This window comes from Saccharothrix longispora, from assembly GCF_030852425.1.
Classification (GTDB): domain Bacteria; phylum Actinomycetota; class Actinomycetes; order Mycobacteriales; family Pseudonocardiaceae; genus Actinosynnema; species Actinosynnema longispora.
Window position 1 is genome coordinate 1 of sequence record NZ_NSDM01000011.1, and the last position, 19822, is coordinate 19822.

18 protein-coding genes are annotated in these 19822 nt (G+C 70.9%); 5 read left to right on the forward strand and 13 right to left on the reverse strand.

Translation table 11 applies throughout. The features are described from left to right. The 5 genes from CKY47_RS23920 to CKY47_RS23940 all read right to left on the reverse strand — a co-directional run. The coding region (locus CKY47_RS23920; RefSeq protein ID WP_306748289.1) for a suppressor of fused domain protein at positions 1 to 605 on the reverse strand (605 nt) is incomplete at its 3' end. Between the two features lie 322 nt (positions 606 to 927). Beyond that, positions 928 to 2133, reverse strand: a complete 1206-nt coding sequence (locus CKY47_RS23925; protein ID WP_306748290.1) for a pentapeptide repeat-containing protein — start codon at positions 2131 to 2133, stop codon at positions 928 to 930. A gap of 1041 nt (positions 2134 to 3174) precedes the next feature. Continuing rightward, on the reverse strand, positions 3175 to 3483 hold the full coding sequence (locus CKY47_RS23930) for a site-specific integrase (protein WP_306748291.1): 309 nt from the start codon (positions 3481 to 3483) through the stop codon (positions 3175 to 3177). A 147-nt stretch (positions 3484 to 3630) separates the two neighbouring features. Beyond that, positions 3631 to 4611 (reverse strand): alpha/beta hydrolase, encoded by a 981-nt coding sequence (locus tag CKY47_RS23935; protein ID WP_306748292.1) that lies wholly within the window; start codon positions 4609 to 4611, stop codon positions 3631 to 3633. Positions 4612 to 4651: 40 nt separating this feature from the next. Beyond that, positions 4652 to 5005 (reverse strand): putative quinol monooxygenase, encoded by a 354-nt coding sequence (locus CKY47_RS23940; protein WP_306748295.1) that lies wholly within the window; start codon positions 5003 to 5005, stop codon positions 4652 to 4654. Between the two features lie 141 nt (positions 5006 to 5146). Here CKY47_RS23940 and CKY47_RS23945 point away from each other — a divergent pair, with 141 nt between their 5' ends. The 3 genes from CKY47_RS23945 (at position 5147) to CKY47_RS23955 (ending at position 8781) form a co-directional block, all read left to right on the forward strand. After that, positions 5147 to 6052 carry an AraC family transcriptional regulator gene (locus CKY47_RS23945; protein WP_306748296.1) on the forward strand — a complete coding sequence of 302 codons (906 nt, stop codon included), beginning with the start codon at positions 5147 to 5149 and terminating at the stop codon, positions 6050 to 6052. Positions 6053 to 6211: 159 nt separating this feature from the next. Next, positions 6212 to 6961 (forward strand): SDR family oxidoreductase, encoded by a 750-nt coding sequence (locus tag CKY47_RS23950; protein ID WP_306748297.1) that lies wholly within the window; start codon positions 6212 to 6214, stop codon positions 6959 to 6961. Positions 6962 to 7272: 311 nt separating this feature from the next. Continuing rightward, positions 7273 to 8781 (forward strand): helix-turn-helix domain-containing protein, encoded by a 1509-nt coding sequence (locus CKY47_RS23955; RefSeq protein WP_306748298.1) that lies wholly within the window; start codon positions 7273 to 7275, stop codon positions 8779 to 8781. 84 nt (positions 8782 to 8865) lie between these two features. Here CKY47_RS23955 and CKY47_RS23960 read toward each other — a convergent pair whose 3' ends face one another. Together CKY47_RS23960 and CKY47_RS23965 are read right to left on the reverse strand one after the other, a co-directional pair. Further along, positions 8866 to 9069 carry a cold-shock protein gene (locus CKY47_RS23960; protein WP_306748299.1) on the reverse strand — a complete coding sequence of 68 codons (204 nt, stop codon included), beginning with the start codon at positions 9067 to 9069 and terminating at the stop codon, positions 8866 to 8868. Then, a complete protein-coding gene (locus tag CKY47_RS23965) occupies positions 9066 to 9350 on the reverse strand; it encodes a hypothetical protein (RefSeq protein ID WP_306748300.1) in 285 nt (94 codons plus the stop codon). Before CKY47_RS23965 ends, CKY47_RS23960 begins: the two co-directional genes overlap by 4 nt. 233 nt (positions 9351 to 9583) lie before the next feature. Between CKY47_RS23965 and CKY47_RS23970 the strand changes: the two genes are divergently transcribed. After that, positions 9584 to 9814: a hypothetical protein gene (locus tag CKY47_RS23970; protein ID WP_306748301.1), complete on the forward strand. Its 231-nt coding sequence runs from the start codon at positions 9584 to 9586 to the stop codon at positions 9812 to 9814. A 322-nt stretch (positions 9815 to 10136) separates the two neighbouring features. Here CKY47_RS23970 and CKY47_RS23975 read toward each other — a convergent pair whose 3' ends face one another. Further along, on the reverse strand, positions 10137 to 10895 hold the full coding sequence (locus CKY47_RS23975; protein WP_306748303.1) for an ABC transporter permease: 759 nt from the start codon (positions 10893 to 10895) through the stop codon (positions 10137 to 10139). Then, positions 10892 to 11812, reverse strand: a complete 921-nt coding sequence (locus tag CKY47_RS23980) for an ATP-binding cassette domain-containing protein (RefSeq protein ID WP_306748304.1) — start codon at positions 11810 to 11812, stop codon at positions 10892 to 10894. The genes CKY47_RS23975 and CKY47_RS23980 overlap by 4 nt, the downstream gene beginning before the upstream one ends. Positions 11813 to 11870: 58 nt before the next feature. Here CKY47_RS23980 and CKY47_RS23985 point away from each other — a divergent pair, with 58 nt between their 5' ends. Further along, a complete protein-coding gene (locus CKY47_RS23985) occupies positions 11871 to 12653 on the forward strand; it encodes a TetR/AcrR family transcriptional regulator (RefSeq protein WP_306748305.1) in 783 nt (260 codons plus the stop codon). Between the two features lie 40 nt (positions 12654 to 12693). Here CKY47_RS23985 and CKY47_RS23990 read toward each other — a convergent pair whose 3' ends face one another. The 4 genes from CKY47_RS23990 to CKY47_RS24005 form a co-directional block, all read right to left on the reverse strand. Beyond that, positions 12694 to 13104: a DoxX family membrane protein gene (locus CKY47_RS23990; RefSeq protein WP_306748306.1), complete on the reverse strand. Its 411-nt coding sequence runs from the start codon at positions 13102 to 13104 to the stop codon at positions 12694 to 12696. Positions 13105 to 13311: 207 nt separating this feature from the next. Further along, the gene (locus CKY47_RS23995; RefSeq protein WP_306748308.1) at positions 13312 to 15435 is read right to left on the reverse strand and encodes a putative bifunctional diguanylate cyclase/phosphodiesterase; all 2124 of its coding nucleotides are present in this window, start codon (positions 15433 to 15435) and stop codon (positions 13312 to 13314) included. Between the two features lie 134 nt (positions 15436 to 15569). Then, positions 15570 to 16250: an SAM-dependent methyltransferase gene (locus CKY47_RS24000; RefSeq protein WP_306748310.1), complete on the reverse strand. Its 681-nt coding sequence runs from the start codon at positions 16248 to 16250 to the stop codon at positions 15570 to 15572. Between the two features lie 888 nt (positions 16251 to 17138). Next, complete coding sequence (locus CKY47_RS24005; protein ID WP_306748311.1) at positions 17139 to 19763, reverse strand: glycoside hydrolase family 3 protein; 2625 nt, start codon at positions 19761 to 19763, stop codon at positions 17139 to 17141. Positions 19764 to 19822 lie beyond the last annotated feature (59 nt).

Below are 19822 nucleotides of genomic sequence, written 5' to 3' on the forward strand. Positions count from 1 at the left end.
GATTGAGTCAAGAAGTGCAACTCATGCCTGGTTATTGGGTAAGGCCAGATGAAATCTATATGCCGACCGCTTGACAGAACCAAATGATCAATCTCTGACGGTTCCTCAATAAGAGATCTAAAGTACCAGTGTGTGAAGATAGATCCGGGAATCAAGGCGTCGGCAAGCCCGGTTTTCTCGTCATACATACACCAGGTTTGATGCTTCGCTATAATTTTCTGCATCTCATGCGGATAGCGAGCCGTATCCACAAGACGCCTCATTAGCCATTGCGACTCGAACGAGGAAAAGTCCCAGTCGTGCGGGACATACGTTACCATTTCGGTCGGATGACAAAAATCGCCCTCTTCATGTTCTCCACAAGAAACATCGGCAGCTCCCATGCCAGACGTGGCAAGAGTGACATAAGGACGATCGACCGTTGCCCCATAGATGTAAATATCAACATGTACTTTATGAGATACTTTTTCATGCTGCACACGAAAGTAGTCGCCGCCGAAGAATTGACGGTAATGCCTCTCAAGAGCATGACGATCATCTTCGGAGTACCGGACTGCCTCGTCTAAGCACTCCCGGGAGTGAAGCGCATCGTGGGGCGATGCCATTGAGTAACCCTCCTTGCATATGTGACCTTCAGCAGCTTCCCGCTGCCTCGCTCGTCCTGGCGAGAACATTACATTGTGACAGATCTCGGCATGAACTCCCGGTCCTCTAGGCGCGCAGTGTTCTGGGCGAGCCCCCTCAGGAGGGGTTCTGTTGGAACGGCGCTAAGCACTCCCATGTGCTGTCTCACCTGTCTCACCTGTCCCGGCATAGTGGTTGACCATCGAATTCATGGTGGGACACGTCATGAGAGACCTGTCCCACCTGTCTCCCCCACCGCGGTTCCCTCCCGAGACGGTGCTTTCATTGGGAGCAGACTGGGGATCAGTCGTCAGTCGATTCGAGGGCCGGGCTGTCAAGAGAGTGAGATCCACGTTCGACTCTCACAAGGCGACGCCACGTGCCCTTGTGGCCTTCGATAGCCGCGTCGTCGGCCGATAGTTGCCATCCCGAGGGCCAGTAAGATCTGTCTTCTGGCGTCTTCGCAGCCATTGCTCCGTCGAATACGGCGTCCTTTACGAACGTCACCGCGCCAAACCAGGCGGATCCGTTGAATCTAGCTTTGTCAAAACTAGCCTTTTTTGCGAATCTCGCCTCGATGAAGATGGCGTCTTCGGTGAACACCGTCCTTCGGAACCGGGCGGACGAATCGAATATGGCTTCACCGAACCATGCGAGGCCGCGGATTTGCGTCTCATCGAACGAGGTGGTGGAGGTGAAGGTTGCCTCGCGGAACCACGCGTTCCCCGTGAACGTCGTCCTCTCAAATTGGGTATATCCGACAAAAGTTGCCTTATTAAAGCGTGCGTCATCTACCCGACAGCCGTCCATGTGCCAGTCGATGAGAGTGGCACCGGTGAGGTCGAGTTTGGTATCGGGCCAGAAAGTATTCTTCGGGCGGGCAGGTTCATTGCCAGGCTTCATGTGGGCAAGAAGGATGCGTTGAGCAGTAAGCCGGACCTCGCGTTCCTGGACTTGTTCGCGGTACTCGTCACGAGTGGCTCGATCTGTATTGGCATCGGGTGAGTCACCGGGGATGTCAAACGGGGCGCGGAGGTAGGCGCAGAGCACATTGACCACGGTCTGGCGTAGGGCGGGGTTTTCAGGGTGGTCCTGCGCGAGGCGTTCCAGCGCGTACAGGCCGCCGTGGCGGACCGGGGCTTTATCCGACCCGAGTTGCTCCACCGACTTGGCGTACAGGTCGGTGATCCGACGCGCTTCGGCGTCGCGTTCGGTCGTGGCTGCGACGCGTTCGGCGTGCAGGCGGGTGTGTTCGGCGGTCTCACGTTGCAGTTCGTAGGCGCGGGCGACGTCGGCCTGGTCTCGTTCTTTCTGCACCAACCCGATCTCGGTGGCGTGCTGGCGTCGCCAGGCCAGGTACAGCGCGAAGATGCCGCCTCCGCCTACTCCGATGCTCAACCCGGTGCGCAGTGCGTTGAATCGCGCGTTCACGAGCTCCGCGCCGGAGAGTCCCGCAGTTCCGGCCCACCACAGCGCCACTACTAGGCCGATCGTCGCTGTGGCGATCACGGCCGCCACGGTCGCGATCACCCTGCGCGGCATCGGCTCCAGTGGCGTGCGCGGCGTGGAAGCTGTCGGCAGTGGCACGGGCGAGTGGGTGGCGGACTGCTCACCGGGTGCGGGACGGGGGAGCGGCGCGGGCGTTGGGCGGTCCTCGGGCATGTCCGGACCATCGTCGGTCGACGTGGTTGTGTTCCAAAGCCACGCCAGTCGGGGCCGGACGGCTCGCCGTGGACAGGGTTGCCGCGGCTTCCTGTGCTGAGGACGTGCCGAAGTAGCTGTGCCGAGAGCTATAGGCGCTGGTCAGGTGTGGTTCGGGTGGGACTCTGTAAATCCGTCACGCTTGTTGCTTGTCCGACAGAGCGGCAGCAGCTGCCTTCCCGAGATGGACGCTGTCCCACCTGTCCCAGCTGTCTCGCCATACCCCCTGACCAGCGGTTCGGAGGTGGGACAGTCCGCAGAACCACTGTCCCACCTGTCCCACTCCACCGTGCGGACCTCAGAACGCTGTAACAGTCGGGGCGTGTTGAAGCTCTTCTTGGCTCCACACGCTTGCCTACGCTCGCCCCCGGTGGGTTCACAGCAGCGGGCGGACCGATCTCCGCACAGGGCCCTACGCGTAGCGCTGAGACGGCCGCAGAGCGGTGCGCGAGCTGCGGCTGAGGGGTTAGGATACCCCTCAGAGCACAGCAAGCGATGGTCGCCACGTCGCCCGCCGCCCCGGCTGTTACAGCCGCTTGCGCTTGGCTGACCGGCACCCAACAGTCGGCGTGACGCCCAACCTGTGCCAAATACGGGCCAAAGTAGCTCATAAGAACAAGATCAATTTACTGTTTATGCTGGTAGAGCGCTCGATGTAACGGGTAGTCGCACCGCCCTCCGGAGGCGGGAGCGCAGGTTCGAATCCTGCCGGGGGCACATCGTTCCACCAGCACGAAAGGCCCTTGACCAGCGGATACGCTGGCCAAGGGCCTTCGTCGTCTGTCCGGCCGTGTCCGGCTGGGACCGGCCGTCTACGGGTGTCCCGGCCAAATACGGGCCAAAGTTTTGCTACCCCGGTCGGTGCCCCAGGGCAGCCTCTACGCGCTGCCGGACCGTCACCACCTCTCCGTCCAGGCACTTGGCGTAGACCTTGAGCAGCACCTCCACCGAGTGCCCCGCCCACTCGGCCACCGTCACCGCGGGCACTTCTCCGTTGAGCCACGTCGACACCGCCGCGTGCCGCAGGTCGTACGGCGTGCCCGCCAGCGGCGTAGCGACGAGCTTCGGCAGCTCCTGGCCGTTGCGCTCCCCGGTGAACAGCCGACCGTCCGCCGCCGTGCCGAACTGGCGGATGTGGGAGTGCAGCAGCGCAGTCAACTCCGGTGGACAGGGCACCGTGCGGCACTCGCCGCGCGCTCGCTGCTTGAGCTGGCGCCGGTCACGGTTCGCGCCGAATTTCGATAGTACCGTTCCGCACATTGAGATACTTGCGGCCGACTCCTTGCAAGGACAGCCTCCAAATGCTCAGACGCCTTCCGGAGTGTCGGAGGTCGTGAAGAGGAGTCGGGCCAGCCAGTCGGTGCGGGTCCGGCGGGCCGTGGCGGAGATGCGCGCCTGCGGGCACAGGGCGTCGAAGCCGTGGAAGCCGCCCGCCCAGACGTGGAGTTCAGCGTGGCCGCCGGCCGCCCAGATGCGGGTGGCGTAGTCGGTGTCCTCGTCGCGGAACACCTCGGCGGAGCCGGTGTCGACGTAGGTGGCCGGCAGGCCTGAGAGATCATCGGCCAGCGCGGGCGAGACGTAGGCCGGCACCTCGTCGTCGCGGAGGTCGCCGAGGACCGCCTGCCAGGCGAACGCGTTCATCTCGCCGGTCCACACGCCGGGCACGCCGGAGTACTGGCGGCTGGAGGTGCTGGTGTTGCGGTGGTCGAGCATGGGGCAGATCAGCACCTGCGCGGCGATCGCCGGGGTGCCGAGGTCGCGGGCCATCAGGGTGAGGCCGGCGGCGAGGCCGCCGCCCGCGCTGACGCCGGCGACGATGATCCGGGCGGGGTCGACGCCCAGTTCGGCGGCGTGTTCGACGACCCAGAGCAGTCCCCGGTAGCAGTCGTCGACGAGGGTGGTGCCGGTGGCCTCCGGTGCGAGCCGGTACTCCACGGAGACGACGACCGCACCGAGCTCGTCGAGCCACTCCAGCGGGATGTCGATCTGCGAGAAGCGGTCGCCCATGACCATCCCGCCGCCGTGCATCCAGTAGACGCAGGGGGCGGGGGCGGTGCGGTCGGTGTGCGCGGGGCGGAAGACCGACAGCCGGATCGGGACGTCGTCCGCGGCCGGCACGGTGATCTCGCGCCGGTCGACCTGCCGGTGCGCGAGTACGGACTCGACGGGGGTCGAGGGGTACTGGCGCAGGTGCGCGAGGACCTCCGGGTCGAGCCGGGACATGAGGGGCATGCCGGTCAGCAGTGCGCGCAGCTCGGGGTCCAGGGCGGGGCGGGCCGTGGTCATGGTGACGCCTTTCACGGGTGGAGGGGGTGGAGGGACCGCATCACCGGGTGCGGGGCGGGGCCGGGAGGTCACCGGGTCGGAAGGCGGCCTTGCCTCGGACCGGGACGTGATCGGTGTACCGGGGCTCTCCGGCCAGCAGTCCGTCGACCTGGGCCACGATGGCCCGGGCGGCCTCGCCGGCGAAGGTCCGGTGGTGGTCCTCCTCGGTGGTCCAGCCCTCGACGACGTGGACGACGTCGGGGTCGGACGCGGAGCGGGAGACCAGGTAGACGACGCAGTGCTCGCTCGCGCCGGGGTTGCCCTCGTCCAGGCCGGTCAGCAGGAGGTCGACCAGTCGGTCGCCCAGGCCGGGCGCGGCGGTCAGGGTGGCGCTGAAGCCATAGGTGGCGATCATGGTGTCCTTTTCTCGACGGGGGAGTGGAGTGACACCATTCAATCGCCCTGACCTGCGAAAACGTAGAACGATCCTCGCTGCCGCTTGCACGATCCTCTCGAATGCGGGAGCCGTGGCGGGGAACGGTGCTGCAATGGGCGCATGTGCCTCGACGAGTTCCGCGCGCTGCTGACCCGGCATGTCCGGCCCGACTGGACCACCGCCATCGACGGCGTCCTCATCTCCAAGGTGGACCGGTCCGACCCGCCGACGCCCTCCATGTCCGGCACGATCCTCGCGGTCATCGCGCAGGGCGCGAAACGCCTCGCCCTGGGCGACCGGATCTACGAGTACGGCCCCGGGCAGTACCTGGTCGCCTCCGTCGACCTGCCCGTCACCGGGCAGTTCACCCGGGCGGAACCCGATCAGCCGGCGCTCGGCTTCGGTCTCGTGCTGGACCCCGCCGCCGTCGCCGAACTGCTGCTGCGAGCCGGTCCGGGGGACGTCCCCCGGACCGGTGAGGGCGTTCCGTCGGGGATCGCCGTCAGCGACGCCCCCGCCGCGCTGCTCGACGCGGTGGTCCGGTTGCTGCGGCTGCTCGACGAGCCCCGTGACCGGGCCGTGCTGGCGCCGCTGGTCAAGCGCGAGATCCTGTGGCGCCTGATCACCGGCGAGCAGGGGGCGACGGTCCGCCAGATCGGGCTGGCCGACAGCGGTCTCAGCCACGTCTCGCGGGCGGTGCGCTGGATCCGCGAGCACTACGCGCAGCCCTTCCGGGTGGAGGACGTGGCGCGCATGTCCGGCATGAGCGTCTCCGCCTTCTACCGCAACTTCCAGGCGGTGACCGCGATGAGCCCCATCCAGTTCCAGAAGCAGATCCGGTTGCAGGAGGCCCGGCTGCTGCTGGCCACCCACCCCGGCGACGTCACCGGGGTCGGTCAGCGCGTCGGCTACGACAACCCGTCGCAGTTCAGCCGGGAGTACCGCCGCCGGTTCGGCGCGCCCCCGAGCCGGGACGCGGCCCGCCTGCGGGACGTCGGGCACACGCCTGCGGGCGCGCTGACCTGACCGGATTCGGACCGCCCCGTGGAGGATCGTGCAAGGGACAGGCGGGATCGTTCTATCGTTTCAGCAGGTCGGAGCGATTGACTGGGATCACCGCTTCTCCTCCTGGCCAGGAAGGTGCAGGTGCGAGTGCGGTCCCCACGACATCGCAAGGAGCACACCGTGAACACGGTCCTGATCACCGGCACCTCCTCCGGGTACGGCCGGGAAACCGCCCTCCACTTCCACGCCCGGGGGTGGAACGTCATCGCCACGATGCGCACTCCCCGTCCGGACGTCCTCCCCGCGTCCGAGCGGCTCCGCGTCGTCGCCCTCGACGTGACCGACCCCGGGAGCATCGCCGCCGCGATCGAGGCGGCGGGGCCGGTCGACGTGCTGGTCAACAACGCGGGCATTCCGTCGATGGGGGTGTTCGAGGGCACCTCCGCGGCCCACGTGCGGGAGGTGTTCGAGACCAACACGTTCGGCGTGATGGCGATGACCGGGGCGGTGCTGCCGGCGTTCCGCGAGCGCGGCTCCGGCGTGGTGGTGAACGTGACGTCCAGCGTGGTCCTGGGCCACATGCCGCTCACCGCCGTCTACAAGGCGAGCAAGATGGCCGTCGAGGGGTTCACCGCGTCCCTCGCGCTCGAACTCGCGCCCTTCGGCGTGCGGGCGGCGACGGTCCAGCCGGGCGCCTGCCTGACGACGAACTTCGGGGCCAGGGCCGCGGACGGCGCCTCACCGGGCGACCTGGTCCCGGAGCCCTACGCGCCGTGGGCCCGGAAGGCCATGGAGGCCTTCATGAGCCAGGACGTCTTCACGCGCGAGAGCGACGTCGCCGAGGCGGTGTGGCGGGCCGCGCACGACACGACCGGGCAGCTGCGGTTCCCGGCCGGTCCCGACGCCGTCCGGCTCGCCCAGGCGAGGTGACCGACCGGCGGGCCGGGGGCCGCGACGCGGACGGGAGGCGCCCCGGGCACTCCCCACCGGTGCCCGGGGCGCCTCGCTCCGTGCCCCGCGGCGGGAGCGGCCCCCTCCGGCACCCCCTCCGGCGGCCCGCCGCCGGGCACCCGAGCCGACCTTCGGGGGTCGGTCACGGTCACCGGGAACGCTAGACTTCCGGGACGAGCCGCCCCAGTGTCGGTCTGCACAGTGCGCCGGGCATCCGGTCACCCCCCGCTGCGCCGGCGCGTCCGTGCCCCGCCAGGGCGGGCAGGGCTACGTACAGGGAGCTGCCCGGAGTGCCGAGCCGGCCCACGCGGACGAACACGAGCCGCCACACCGAGGACGACCACCTGCGGCTGTTGTGCCAGGAGGCGACGGGCCCGGACGGCGTGCGGCGCGTGCTGGAGCTGCTCGCCCGCCGGTTCACCGGGGAGGTCGTGCTCACGGGGCCGGGCGAGGGGCAGGCGGTCGCGGTCCCGTCGGACACCGGGCGACTCCTCCGCCTGGTCGGCGGGGAACTCGCCGAGGACGTCGCCCGGGTGCGCGCCGGGCACGTCGACGCCGCCGCGGTGCACGCGGGCGGGCACGACATCGCGGTGCTGCCGGTCGGTCCACCGCCCGCGCGGCCGGTGCTCGTCGTCGCGCGCCGGGGCCCGTTGACCGCGGAGCACCGGCGTTTCCTCGCCGCCGCGGTGAACCCGCTCTGGCTGTGCTGGCGCACGGCGGTCGCCGAGCAGCGGGCCGAGCGCCTCGACGCCGCCGACGCGACGGTGCGCGAAGCGGTGCTGCACCTGCTCATGGTCGGGGACGTGTCCGGCGCCCGTCGGACCGCGGCGGTCCTCCGCCCGGAACTGCCCGACCTGGCGAGGGTCTACGTCATCGAGAACGCCCCGGACTCCCGCGCCCGGCTCTCCCCGCGCTGCCGGGACGTGTTCGGCGAGGCCGCCTGGGTGGTGCCGTGCCCGGTCTACAGCGGGCACGTCATCGTGATCGCCCCGGCCGGTGGGGACGAGCGACGCCCGGCGCCGGCGACCCGCCTGATCCGGGAACTGGTCGAGACGGTGCCCGGAACCCGGATGGGCATCGGGTTGCCGGTGGCGCTGCGGGACATCCCGATCGGGTACAAGCAGGCGTTCCACGCGTTGTCGGTGGCCCGCCACCGGTCCGAGCGGTACGCCCGGTTCTCGCCTCGCGGCGAGCTGGGCGAACTGCTGGGCCACGCCGGGCGCGCCTGGGCCGCCGGCACGCTCGCGCCGCTGCTGGCGTACCGGCCCGCCCGCCCCCGGGACCCGGACGCCTTCGAGCTGCTGGCGACGCTGCTGTCGTGGCTGGAGTTCGGCGCGCGGGCGGCCTCGCAGTTGAAGATCCACCGCAACACGCTGGCCTCGCGCCTGCACCGCGTCGGCGCCGAACTGGACCGCGACCTCACCCGGTTCGCGGTGCAGTCCGAGCTCCACCTGGCGTTGCAGCTGATCGACGAGCGGCCGCACCCCGGCGCGGCGGCCGGGGCGATCGGGATCGACGAGCTGTTCGACCGCCCGGAGGTCCGGCGTTGGGCGGAGACCCTGTTGTCCCCGTTGCCGGATGCCACCCGGCGGACGCTGCTGACCACCGTGCGGACCTGGTTCCGGCACGACCTGCGGACGACCGCCGCCGCCGCCGACCTGGGGATCTCCGCGCACGGCCTGCGCAAGCGCCTCGCGCGGGTGGAGGAACTCCTCGGCCGGGCGCTGCTGGTCGGACCGTCGGCCCGGTACGACCTGCACCACGCGCTCCGCGTGCACGTGGAGCCGGCGCGGGCGTGACCGTCCGGCCGGTGCGCGGCGTCGCGCCGCCGGACAAGGCGAGGGGCGGACACGGGAACCGTGTCCGCCCCTGTCGGCTCCGCGTCAGAGAACCCGGACGGCGAGCGCCTGCGGGCCCTTGGGACCCTGGCCGATCTCGAACTCCACCGGCTGGTTGTCCGGGACGCCGTGGAAGTCGTAGTCCCGGATCTCCGACTGGTGCAGGAAGAGGTCCGCTCCGCCGCCCGAGGGGGTGATGAAGCCGAAGCCCTTGGTGCCGTTGAACCACTTGACGGTTCCCTGGGTCATCGACGTGCTCCTTCGGTCGGCCGGTATGCGCCCTGCGCATCGCGGTGCGTGCGGTTCGCGGGGAGCTCCTGGCGTGCGGGCGTGGGCGTGTCCGCGCTGCGGGCCGACAGGCCCAGCATGGACAGCAGCTCACGGCAGTCGCTCACGTCCAGGGAGTGGTCCGCCACCGTGCGGGCCGCCTGGAACTGCTGGGCGGCCTCGGCCACGTCGGTGGCGGCCCGTGCTTCCGCGAAGCCGACGGTGGTGCCGCCCGCTCGCATCGGACGTCCGGTGATCGTCATGCCTGTCCCCGTTCTGCGCGTCCGCGGGTTCCGAAGCTCGAGATCGGGGGAAGTGGTGGGGCGAGCTGGTGATCCGGCAGCAAGCCGGTGCTCCCGTCCCCGGCCGGAGAACTCCTGGGCCGGACTGGGTCGGGGAACCGCGACGGCTGGGTGCCTGCGCCTGGTATCCCGACTGGGCTGAATGTACCGCAGTCGACGCGTGCCGGACCGGTTCGACGCAGTACGGTTTCCAGATGACGGAACAATCCGGCGGTCCGGCCCTCGGCCCCACCCTGACCGAGTGGCTCAGCGCACGCCAGGAGACCGAGCGGCACCTGACCGCCGGGGGGACGCCACCGCTCGACGCCGAGTGGGTGCAGAAGCTCGCCGACCTGCTGGCCACCGAGCGGTCGTGGCAGGAGCAGTACACGGACCTCATCGCGCTCGGCAGCAGCGGTGGCCGGTTCCCCTCGTCCAACCGCTGACGCGCCGCGGCAGGAGGTGCTCCGGCCGCTGGGCCACTCACCCGGGTCGGACCTGGACATGGCGGGCACCGCGGCGCTCACGGGCCGCGACGTCGCCGGGACGCGCCAGGTCCTCGACGACCTGCACGAGGTGTGCCTGCCGGAGGAGGTCGCGCCGGAGCGGTACCGGATGCCGGCCCCGCTCAAGGAGCTCGCCGCCGCGGAACCTCCAGCCGAGACCGCCGACGCCCTGCTCCGGCTGCTCGACTACCACCTGCCCGCGCCGCGTACCCGTTCGCCGGCCGGCCAGGCGCTGCCCCGGTGGACCCGGCTGTTCACGGCGTCAGTCCCGCACGCGACGGCGGTAGAGGGCGGTGGCCAGGAGGAACGAGGCGACCAGCAGGCCGACCGACCAGGCGAGGGCCAAGGCCCCGTTGTCGCCGATCGGGGTGCCGGTGAGCAGGCCGCGCACGGTCTCGATGATCGGGGTGATCGGCTGGTGCTCGCTGATCGCCCCCAGGGCGGCGGGCATGGTGTCGGTCGGCACGAACGCGCTGCTCAGGTACGGCAGGAACAGCATGAAGAAGCTCAGGGCGCTGGCCGACTCCACCGAGCGGGCCACGGCGCCCAGGCCGGCGGCCAGCCAGGAGAGGGCCAGGACGTAGAGGAGGAGCAGGCCCGCGGCGGCCAGCCACTCGACCGCGGTGCCGTCGGGGCGGAAGCCCATCGCCACGGCGGCGGCCACGACGATCGCGGTGGAGAGGGCGTTGCGGGTCGCGCTCGCCGCCACGTGGCCGGTCAGCACGACGAACGGGCGGATCGGCATGGAGCGCAGGCGGTCGACCATGCCGGAGGTCATGTCGTCGGCGACGGACATCGCGGTCGCCGCGGCGCCGTAACCGGCGCACAGCAGGACGATGCCGGGCACCACGTAGTCCACGTACGCCGTGCCGGTGGTGATGGCACCGCCGAACACGTACACGAACAGGGCCATCATCATCAGCGGCAGGACCACCGACATGACGAGCGTGTCGGTGTTGCGCCTGCTCAACCTGATGCTGCGGCCGATCATGGTCATCGAGTCGGCGGCGGCGTGGCTCATGCGGGCACCCCTTGGCGCGTGGTCAGGGCGAGGAAGACGTCGTCGAGGGTGGGGCGGTGCGAGGAGACCCGGTCGGGCGTCACGCCGGCGGCGCGCAGGTCGTCCAGCACGGCGTGCAGGTGTGCCGCGGTGCCGTCGGAGGGCAGGCTGAGCACGAGGTCGGCCGGGCGGAAGCCGCCCAGCACGGCGTGGGCCGCGGCCAGGTCGGACGGCGAGGCGAAGCGGAGGTCCAGCCGGTCGCCGCCGACCCGCGACTTGAGGTCGTCCGCGGTGCCCTCGGCCGCGACCTTCCCCTTGTCCAGCACCATGATCCGGTCGGCGAGGCGGTCGGCCTCCTCCAGGTACTGGGTGGTGAGGAAGATCGTGGTGCCGGTGCGCACCAGGTCGCGGATGGCGTCCCACATGGTCGTGCGGCCGGCCGGGTCGAGGCCGGTGGTCGGCTCGTCCAGGAAGATCACGCGCGGCGCGGCGACGAGGCTCATGGCCAGGTCGAGGCGCCGCCGCATGCCGCCGGAGTAGGTCTTGACGCGGCGGTCGGCGGCGTCGACGAGGTCGAACCGCTCCAGCAGCTCGGCCGCGCGGGTCCGGGCTCCCCCGCGCCCGAGGCCCATCAGCCGCCCGATCACGACGAGGTTCTCGCGGCCGGTCTGCTCGGCGTCAACGGCCGCGTACTGGCCGGTCACGGCGATCGCCGCGCGCACCGCCGCCGGGTCGCGCACCACGTCGTGGCCGGCCACCCGCAGTTCGCCCGCGTCCGGCCCGGTGAGCGTGGACAGGATGCGGACGGTGGTGGTCTTGCCGGCGCCGTTGGCGCCCAGCAGCGCGAAGACCGACCCCTCGGCGACCTCCAGGTCCACCCCGTCCAACACCACCTTCGAGCCGTACGCCTTGCGCAGGCCCCGTACGTCGACGATCATCGTCGCCCCCTTATGCGTATGAGATACGCACATTAGCGTAGCCCATACGCAGTTAATCGTGGAAGCCCTAGACTGCACCCGGCGCGACGAGAGGGCGAGGATGACCGACGAGCACGGCCTGCCGGACGAGATCGCGCTGCTCTGGGGGCTGCGCTCGACGCCGAAACGGGGCCGCAAACCGTCCCTCACAGTCTTCGACATCACCCGCGCCGCGATCGAGGTGGCCGACGCCGAGGGGCTCGCCGCCGTCTCGATGGCCCGCGTCGCGCAGCAGCTCGGCAAGTCGACGATGGCGCTCTACCGGCACGTGAACAGCAAGGACGAACTGCTGGCGCTGATGGCGGACGCCGCACTGGAACTCCCGCCCGAGCTGCCGGGCGGCGACTGGCGGGCCGGGCTGACCACGTGGACGCACGCCGTGGTGGCCGCGTTCCGGCGGCACCCGTGGTTCGCCCGGATACCGCTGACCGGACCGCCCGCCGGGCCGCACAACCTCGCGTGGTTCGACAGCGCGCTCGGGGCGCTGTCCGAGACCACCCTCGCGGAGGACGAGAAGGTGGGCGTCGTGATGGGGCTGCTCACCTTCGTGCACGGCACGCTGCGGCTCGGCACGGAGATGACCCGGCACTACCAGGACAAGCCGGAGGCGTTCAGCCGGCAGTACGCGCGGGTGCTGCGGACCGTCGTGGACCCCCGGCGGCTGCCCGCGCTGGGCCGCGTCGTGGACTCGGGGGTGTTCGACGTCGACGACCTGTACCGGGACGAGGTGGACGCGGACTTCGGTTTCGCCCTGAACATCTTCCTGGACGGCGTGGCCGCGCACCTGGCACGCCGGTCGTGAGGTGCCGCGGGGCCGGTCGGGGCCCCGCGGCACCGGGCGATCACCGCTGTCCGACCCGCGTCACCCGCTGTCGCGCGGGGGCGTCGGCCGACATGACCACCAGGGCCGCGGTGATCAGGACCAGGTTCTTCACGACGAACTCGCCGGTCATGGTGAGCAGCAGCGGGTTGCCCGCCCGGAACGCGGCGGCCGGCTGCACGACCAGCACCAGGAACGTCCCCGCAAGGTGCAGCACGACGAGCAGCGCCACCCAGCGCAACCGCCTGCCCACCACCAGGGCGACCCCCAGCACCACCTCCAGCACGCCGAGCGCGAACACGAACGCGCCCGGGTCGAGCCACGGGACGATCCGGGCCACCAGGTCCGCCACCGGTGTCGCACCGGCCACCTTGAGGGCCCCGAACCACACGAACACCACGCCCAGCGATCCCCTGAGCAGGGGAACGCTCAACGCCCGCAGGGCATCCGCACGCGCGTCCAGACGGGATGAGAACTCGACCATCCGCACCACTTCCTTCGCGGGCGGGACCACGTCGACCCGTCACGGGACGTCGGCCGATCCGCTGGTCCACGCTGACGGGAATCGACTGGGAGCGCTCCCAGAACTGTAACGGTACGGAAACGCCCTGTGAAGACCCGATGTCGCGCGGTGCCCGGTTCAGCCGGTCCGCGGGCCGAAGCGCGCGGCCACGACGTGCGGCTCCAGCGCCTCGCCGTGCAGCGGACCGCTGCCGGCGACCGCGCCCGCCCGGTGCCACCACGCGGCCTGCTCCGGCGTGGTCAGGCCGTCCACGAGCACCTCGGCGCCCGCCGCGCGCACCAGCGGCACCAACCCGGCCAGGTGGTCGGCGTCGCCCGCGAGCTGCCGCGCCACCAGCCGGCGGCTCACCCGGACCAGGCGGACGGGCAGGTCGGCCACCGCGGCCAGGTCGTCCGGCCCGAGGCCGAAGTCGTCGAGCGACGTGCCCACGCCCAGTTCGGCGAGCACGGTCAGGCCGTCCACGGCGTCGGGCTCGGCGAGCACGCCCACCGGCATCCCGACGACCAGCCGGTCGGCGGGCAGGCCCGTGTCGCCGAGCACCCGCCGGACCCGGCGGACGAGGTCGCCGTCGCACCACTGGTGCCGCGTCAGGCCGACGTGCAGGGCGCCGGTGAAGCCCGACTGCCGCCACCACGCGACCTGGCCGCACGCCGTCGCCAGGTGCCACTCGCCCAGCCCCAGCACGAGACCCGTCCGCTCGGCCAGCCCCGTGCACGCGTCGTGGTCGACCGGCGCCCCGTCGGGGCGCTCCCAGAGCAGGCGGGCGGACACGCCGGTGGTCGTGCCGTCGGCGAGGGACGCGACGGGCGCGTAGCGGGCGGTCAGCTCGCCCTGCTCCAGGGCCCCGGGCATCCGCACGGCCAGCAGGTCGGTCGCGCGGTCGGCGAGGCCCTGCTCCGGGTCGAACAGCTCCCACTGGCCGCGCCGGCCCGCCTTGGCGCGGCGCAGGGCCTGCTCCGCGGACCGCAGCACCTCGGTCGGCGACGAGTCGGGCGGCGGGCGGCGGACCACGCCGACGCTGACCGTGGCGGCCAGGCCGTGGCCGTCGAGGTAGACGGGTTCGGACAGCTCGCGGTTGATCGCGGCGACCGTGGTGCCGATGTCGGGCGTGGTGGCGGTGTTCTCCACCAGGACGGCGAACTCGTCGCCGTCGAGGCGGGCGATCATGGCCTTCTCGTGCGCCAGCACGGACGTGAGCCGCTGCGCCACGTGCACGAGGAGGCGTTCGCCGGTGGCGCGGCCCAGGCTGTTGCACACCATGCCGAACGCGTCGAGGTCGAGGTGGTAGAGGGTGACGCCGCGGACCGGGTCGGCGCGGCGCAGCGCGCTCTCCAGGTGGGTGGTGAAGAACTGGCGGTTCGGCAGGCCCGTCGACACGTCGTGCAGGGCCTGCCGGTGCAGTTCGGCCTGGAGCAGCATCAGCTCGGTGCCGTCCTCCACGACGGCGACGAAGTGGCCGGGCTGGTCGGGCCCGGCGCCGCCGCGGACCAGGGACACCGTGAGCGAGATCCGGGCGACGTCGCCGTTCTCGCGCAGCAGGCGCTGGGACTGCCGGACCCGCTCGCGCTCGCCCGCCGCGAGGCCGCGCAGCGCCTCGGCGAGGTGCTTGCGCGAGTCGGGGTGCACCAGGTCCAGCAGGTCGCTGCCCACCAGCTCGTCGGTGGGCCGGCCGAGCATCTCGGCGATGGCCGCGTTCACCCGCACGAGGCGGCCGTCGAGGTCTGCGACGAGGACGCCGCTGGCCGACGACGTGACGACCTCGTCGAACCGGGCCTCGCTCTCGCGCAGGTTCCAGCGGGCGTCGCGGACCGCTTTGAGCATCGACAGCTGCATGGACTCCTGCTGCTCGAACACCGAGCGCCGGTTCGCCGCGAGGAAGCCGCACGACAGCGCGCCGACGCCGAGCAGGACCCGCTGCGCGTACGCCTCGACGGGCTGGAACTCGGGCAGCGCGAGCAGGCCCTTGCCGAGCACGTCCACGGTGACGCGCAGCCCGGCCTCGCCGACGTACCCGAGCGAGACCAGCCGTTCGCCGATCCGCTCGACCGGCCGGTCGGCGAACGGCTCGGCGTGCAGGGCGGCGCACAGCTCGTCGAGCCGCTCGCCCAGTTCGCGATCGAGGTCGTCCCGCGACATCGGGACGACGGCCGCCCCGCTGAGCAGGTAGGACCACGTGCGCGCGAGCAGTTCCCGGCTGCGTTCCGGCGGGGTGGTCCGTGGTCCGCGAGTGGGGTGCGACATTGTCGTTGCCCTGCTGTGATGTGATGATTTCGCGGCAGTTTACCCACGCCCCGTTGGTCTGGGCTCGACCATAAGCGTGAAAAAAGATCACACTATCGGCTATTTGACCACTAACGGTCACTTATGAGCGTTCCTTACGGTTTCCGGCCGATGCCCGCGTGGACGAGCATGTTCATCCCGGGTTCCTCCGCGATGTCCGCGGGTCCGCCGGGCCGCCACTCGCCGCACCCCACCAAACCCGGTTGCACCAGGTCGAACCCGGTGAACAATTCGGCCACCGCGCGGTGCGGGCGCAGGGTGACCCGGTCCGGGCTCCGGCTCCGCTTGATCACGTCGGTCGCCACGGCGAGGTCGTCGCCCTGGTGGTCCCCGGTCACGTGGGTCAGCGCGAGGAAGCCGCCCGGCGGCAGCGCGTCCCGGTGGCGGCCGACGAGCCCGGCCGGGTCGTCCTCGTCCGGCACCCAGTGCAGCACCAGCAGCACGAGCAGCCCGACCGACTGGTCGAGGTCGAGCAACCGGCGCACCTCGGGGTCGCCCAGGACGGCGTCCGGGTCGCCCACGTCGGCCCGCACGACACCCGCCAGCTCGTTCCCGACCAGCATCGACTCGCCGTGCGCGACGGCCGCGGGATCGCGGTCGACGTAGACGACGCGGGCCTCGGGCACCCGCACCCGGGCCACCTCGTGGACGTTGCCGACGGTCGGGACGCCCGACCCGATGTCGAGGGACTGCCGCACGCCGCGCTCCAGCATGAACCGCACCACGCGCCCCGGGAGCGCCCGGTTGACGCGGGCCGCGGTGCGCAGGCCGGGCACGGCCCCTCGATCCGCTCGCCGACCACGCGGTCCACCGCGAAGTCGTGCCCGCCCCCAGCATGTGGTCGTAGGTGCGCGCCATGCTCGGCGCGGAAATGTCCACACCGGCTGGAATCCATTCGCCTTGCTTCATTTTCCACACCTCTTCCCGGTCACGTCCCCTTTTCCGAGGCCCAGCGGACGAACGACCGACCACCGAACGGGTCTTATGGCGGTCCGCCCCTTTCGGTGAGAACAGGAGCGACGACGGCCGTCCCGGTGGCGCCCGGTCGACTGCCGCTGCTCGGGCACAGCCTGGAGATGCCGCGCAAGCGGCACGCGTTCACCTCATCACTGCGCGATCACGGTGAAGTGGTGCGAGCAGATCCGGGAACGGTGCGCACCTATTCCATGACGAGCCTCGGCTCGCGCACCAGGTGCTCGTCATCGACGGCGCGCGTTTCCGGAAGGCGCGATGTTCGACAAGCGTGATCGCCGCGACCGAGGCGGTGGACACGATCGCGCCGGACAACGTCGTCATCCCGTTCACGCGGCTGGTCGACGTGCCGGTGGTGGTCGTGGTCGGCGACGACAACCACTTCCGCGGGCGGCCGCTGGGCGGCGACTGCGCGTCGGGCGAGCGCCGGCGGCGTCGGAGCGCCGTTCGTCACGGCCTCGGCCCGGCTGCGCGCGTTCGTGCTGCACGGGTACGGGCACCCGATCGACTACGCGCCGAGCGCCCCGGACCACCACCGCGAGGTCGTCGACTGGACGCGCACCCTGGGCGCGTGACTCGTGGGGCGCGAACGCACGACACGCGGGGCCCGAACGCACGACTCGCGGGACGGCGGAGGGGGCGGGCCCGTGCGGGTCCGCCCCCTCCGTCCGATCAGGCCGGTCGGACCGGGGTCAGCCGGTCAGCTCGGCGCACGTCTTCGCGTCCGGGTCGGTGGCCGCCTCGGGCACCCACCGCACGTTCGCGAACGACGCCTGGAACGCGCCCTCCGTGTAGACCAGGAACGGCGTGTTGACGTTCTCCAGGTCGAGCCCGCCCTGCTCGAAGCAGGCGACCGGGATCTTGACCGTGGACTTCACGCCCGCCGGCAGCCCCGTGAACACGTTCGTGGCGTTGACCTCGGCGAAGCACGGGTAGGTGCAGTGCGTGCTGACCACCGTCCGCGCCGCGGGCGCCTGGTGCACCACCACGTCGAACACCAGCGCCGCCCGGGCGTTGACGTACCCGCGCAGGTCGCTGCCGCCCGCCGGGTCCTGGAGGTAGAGCTGGCCCGCGCCCGTGCCGGTCCAGGTCGTCCTCAGGCCGTCGCCCTGCACGTTCACGTCCGCCGGCACCACGGTGATGTTGGTGTGCGCGGCCTCCGCGTCCGGGCCCAGCTCCGTGCCGCTCCAGTTGTCCGGGGAGCCGATGAAGCTCTTGTAGGGCGCCACGTCGACCCGGTTGAACAGCTCCAGGTCCTCGGTCGCGACCCCGCCGCCACCGCCGCCCGAGCAGCCGAACTCGGGCGAGGTCTCGTCGAGCCGGCCGATGTTCCGGAACGACCAGGTCCTGAGGCCGTAGCCGGGCTTGAACAGCGGGTCGTAGCCCTCGACGCCCGGGTTCAGCGGCGTCTGGCACGCCGCCTTCGGCCACGAGTAGGACAGCGTGCCGGTGTAGCCCGGGTAGGTGTGGCGGCCCCGCACCAGCAGGTCGACCACGCCGCCGCCCTCGGTGCCGGGCAGCCACGCCGCCACGAACGCGTCCGAGCGGTTCAGCTCCTTGTTCACGTACAGCGGGCGGCCCGACACGTAGACCGTGACGACGGGCGTGCCCTTGCCGCTGACCTTGTCCAGCACGGCCAGGTCGTTCGGGTACAGCTTGGCGGCCTCCAGCGTGCGCTTGCCGATGTCGCCGACGCCCTCCGCGTACGGGGTCTCGCCGATCACCGCGACGACGGCGTCGAACCCTGCCGGGTCGACGTCGCCGGTCTCGCTGAACACCACGTTCGCCTCGCCGAGGGCCTCCTTGAGCCCGCCGAGGACGGTCTGGCCGTTCGGGAAGTCGGCGTTGGTGTTGCCGGTGCCCTGCCAGGTCAGCGTCCAGCCGCCGGTCTGGTTCTGCATCGAGTCGGCCGACTTGCCGACGACCAGCACCTTCGACCGCCTGTCCAGCGGCAGCGTGCGGTTGTTGTTCTTCAGCAGCACCTGCGACTTGCGGACGGCCTCGCGGGCGAGCTTGCGCGCCTCCAGGGCGTCGGCGTCACCGGCGTGGCGGCGCTCCGACGGCTTCTCGCCGTCCAGCACGCCCGAGCGCAGCTTGACGCGCAGGATGCGGGTCACCGCGTCGTCGATCCGCGACATGGCGATCTGGCCGCCCTCGACCTGGGCGATCGTGTTGGCGATGAACGCCTTCCAGTCGTTGGGCACCATGACGACGTCGATGCCGGCGTTGACCGCCTGCGGGCACGAGGCGTTGGTGCAGCCCGCGACCTGGCCGATGCCGTTCCAGTCGGAGACGACGAGGCCGTCGAAGCCCATCTTGCCCTTGAGGATGTCGTTCACCGCGAGCTTGCTGCCGTGCAGCTTGCCCTCGGCGATCCCGGCTTCCTCGTTGTCCCACGAGTTGAACGAGACCATCACGGTCTGGGCGCCGGCGGCGAGCGCGCCGTAGTAGCCCTGGCCGTGGACGTTGATCATCTCGGCGACGGTGGCCGGGTTGACGCCCTGGTCCTTGCCGCCGGTGGTGCCGCCGTCGCCGATGAAGTGCTTGGCGGTGGCGAGCACGCCGACGTCGCGCCTGCTCCTGCCCTGGAGGCCGATGGTGGCCTCGTAGCCGTAGGCGCGGGTGATCCGCGGGTCCTCCGAGTAGCCCTCGTAGGTGCGGCCCCAGCGGTCGTCGAGCGGCACGGCCAGCGTCGGCGCGAACGCCCAGTCCTGGCCGGTCGCGCGGATCTGCTCGGCGGTCGCCTCGTGCACGTCCCTGATCAGGCACGGGTCGTGCGCGGCACCCAGGCCGATGTTGTGCGGGAAGACGGTGGCGCCGTAGACGTTGTTGTTGCCGTGCACGGCGTCGATGCCCCAGATGACGGGCACCTTCGTGCGGCTCGCCTTCGACGCGTCCCAGTAGGCGTCGGCCAGCGACAGCCACGCGTCCACCGGGGCGTGCTTGTCGCGGTTCGGCCACGACCCGCCGCCGTTGAGCACCGATCCGATGCCGTACTCGCGGACCTCCTCCGGGGTGATCGCGGCGATCTCCGGCTGGGTCATCTGGCCGACCTTCTCGGCCAGGGTCATGCTCTCGACGATCTTCTTGATCCGGCGCTCGTCGGAGGGGCGGGACTCGACCCGGCTGTCCACCCTCGGCCAGTCGGAGAGCGTCGGCAGGGTCTTCTCGATGCGGGCGCACCCGTGCTCGGTGCGCGGCTCCCCGATGACCGGTTGGCGGGGCTTCGAGTCCGGGGAGGCGCTCGCCACGCCTCCGCTGAGGAGACCGGCGGCGAGCACCGCGGCCAGCGCGGCGCTCAGTGATCTGCGGGACATCAGTGTTCCGTTCGTCAGGGGCGACGGCTTCGTCGTGCCCGATCCTCGTTCCGGTACCG

Coding starts and splice junctions, on each gene's coding strand:
- CKY47_RS24005 (WP_306748311.1), bottom strand. CDS start 19,763: ATGTCCCGCAGATCACTGAGCGCCGCGCTGGCCGCGGTGCTCGCCGCC.
- CKY47_RS23940 (WP_306748295.1), bottom strand. CDS start 5,005: ATGATCGCCACCTATGGCTTCAGCGCCACCCTGACCGCCGCGCCCGGC.
- CKY47_RS23965 (WP_306748300.1), bottom strand. CDS start 9,350: ATGACGATCACCGGACGTCCGATGCGAGCGGGCGGCACCACCGTCGGC.
- CKY47_RS23980 (WP_306748304.1), bottom strand. CDS start 11,812: ATGATCGTCGACGTACGGGGCCTGCGCAAGGCGTACGGCTCGAAGGTG.
- CKY47_RS23935 (WP_306748292.1), bottom strand. CDS start 4,611: ATGACCACGGCCCGCCCCGCCCTGGACCCCGAGCTGCGCGCACTGCTG.
- CKY47_RS23970 (WP_306748301.1), top strand. CDS start 9,584: ATGACGGAACAATCCGGCGGTCCGGCCCTCGGCCCCACCCTGACCGAG.
- CKY47_RS23995 (WP_306748308.1), bottom strand. CDS start 15,435: ATGTCGCACCCCACTCGCGGACCACGGACCACCCCGCCGGAACGCAGC.
- CKY47_RS23945 (WP_306748296.1), top strand. CDS start 5,147: ATGTGCCTCGACGAGTTCCGCGCGCTGCTGACCCGGCATGTCCGGCCC.
- CKY47_RS23975 (WP_306748303.1), bottom strand. CDS start 10,895: ATGAGCCACGCCGCCGCCGACTCGATGACCATGATCGGCCGCAGCATC.
- CKY47_RS23960 (WP_306748299.1), bottom strand. CDS start 9,069: ATGACCCAGGGAACCGTCAAGTGGTTCAACGGCACCAAGGGCTTCGGC.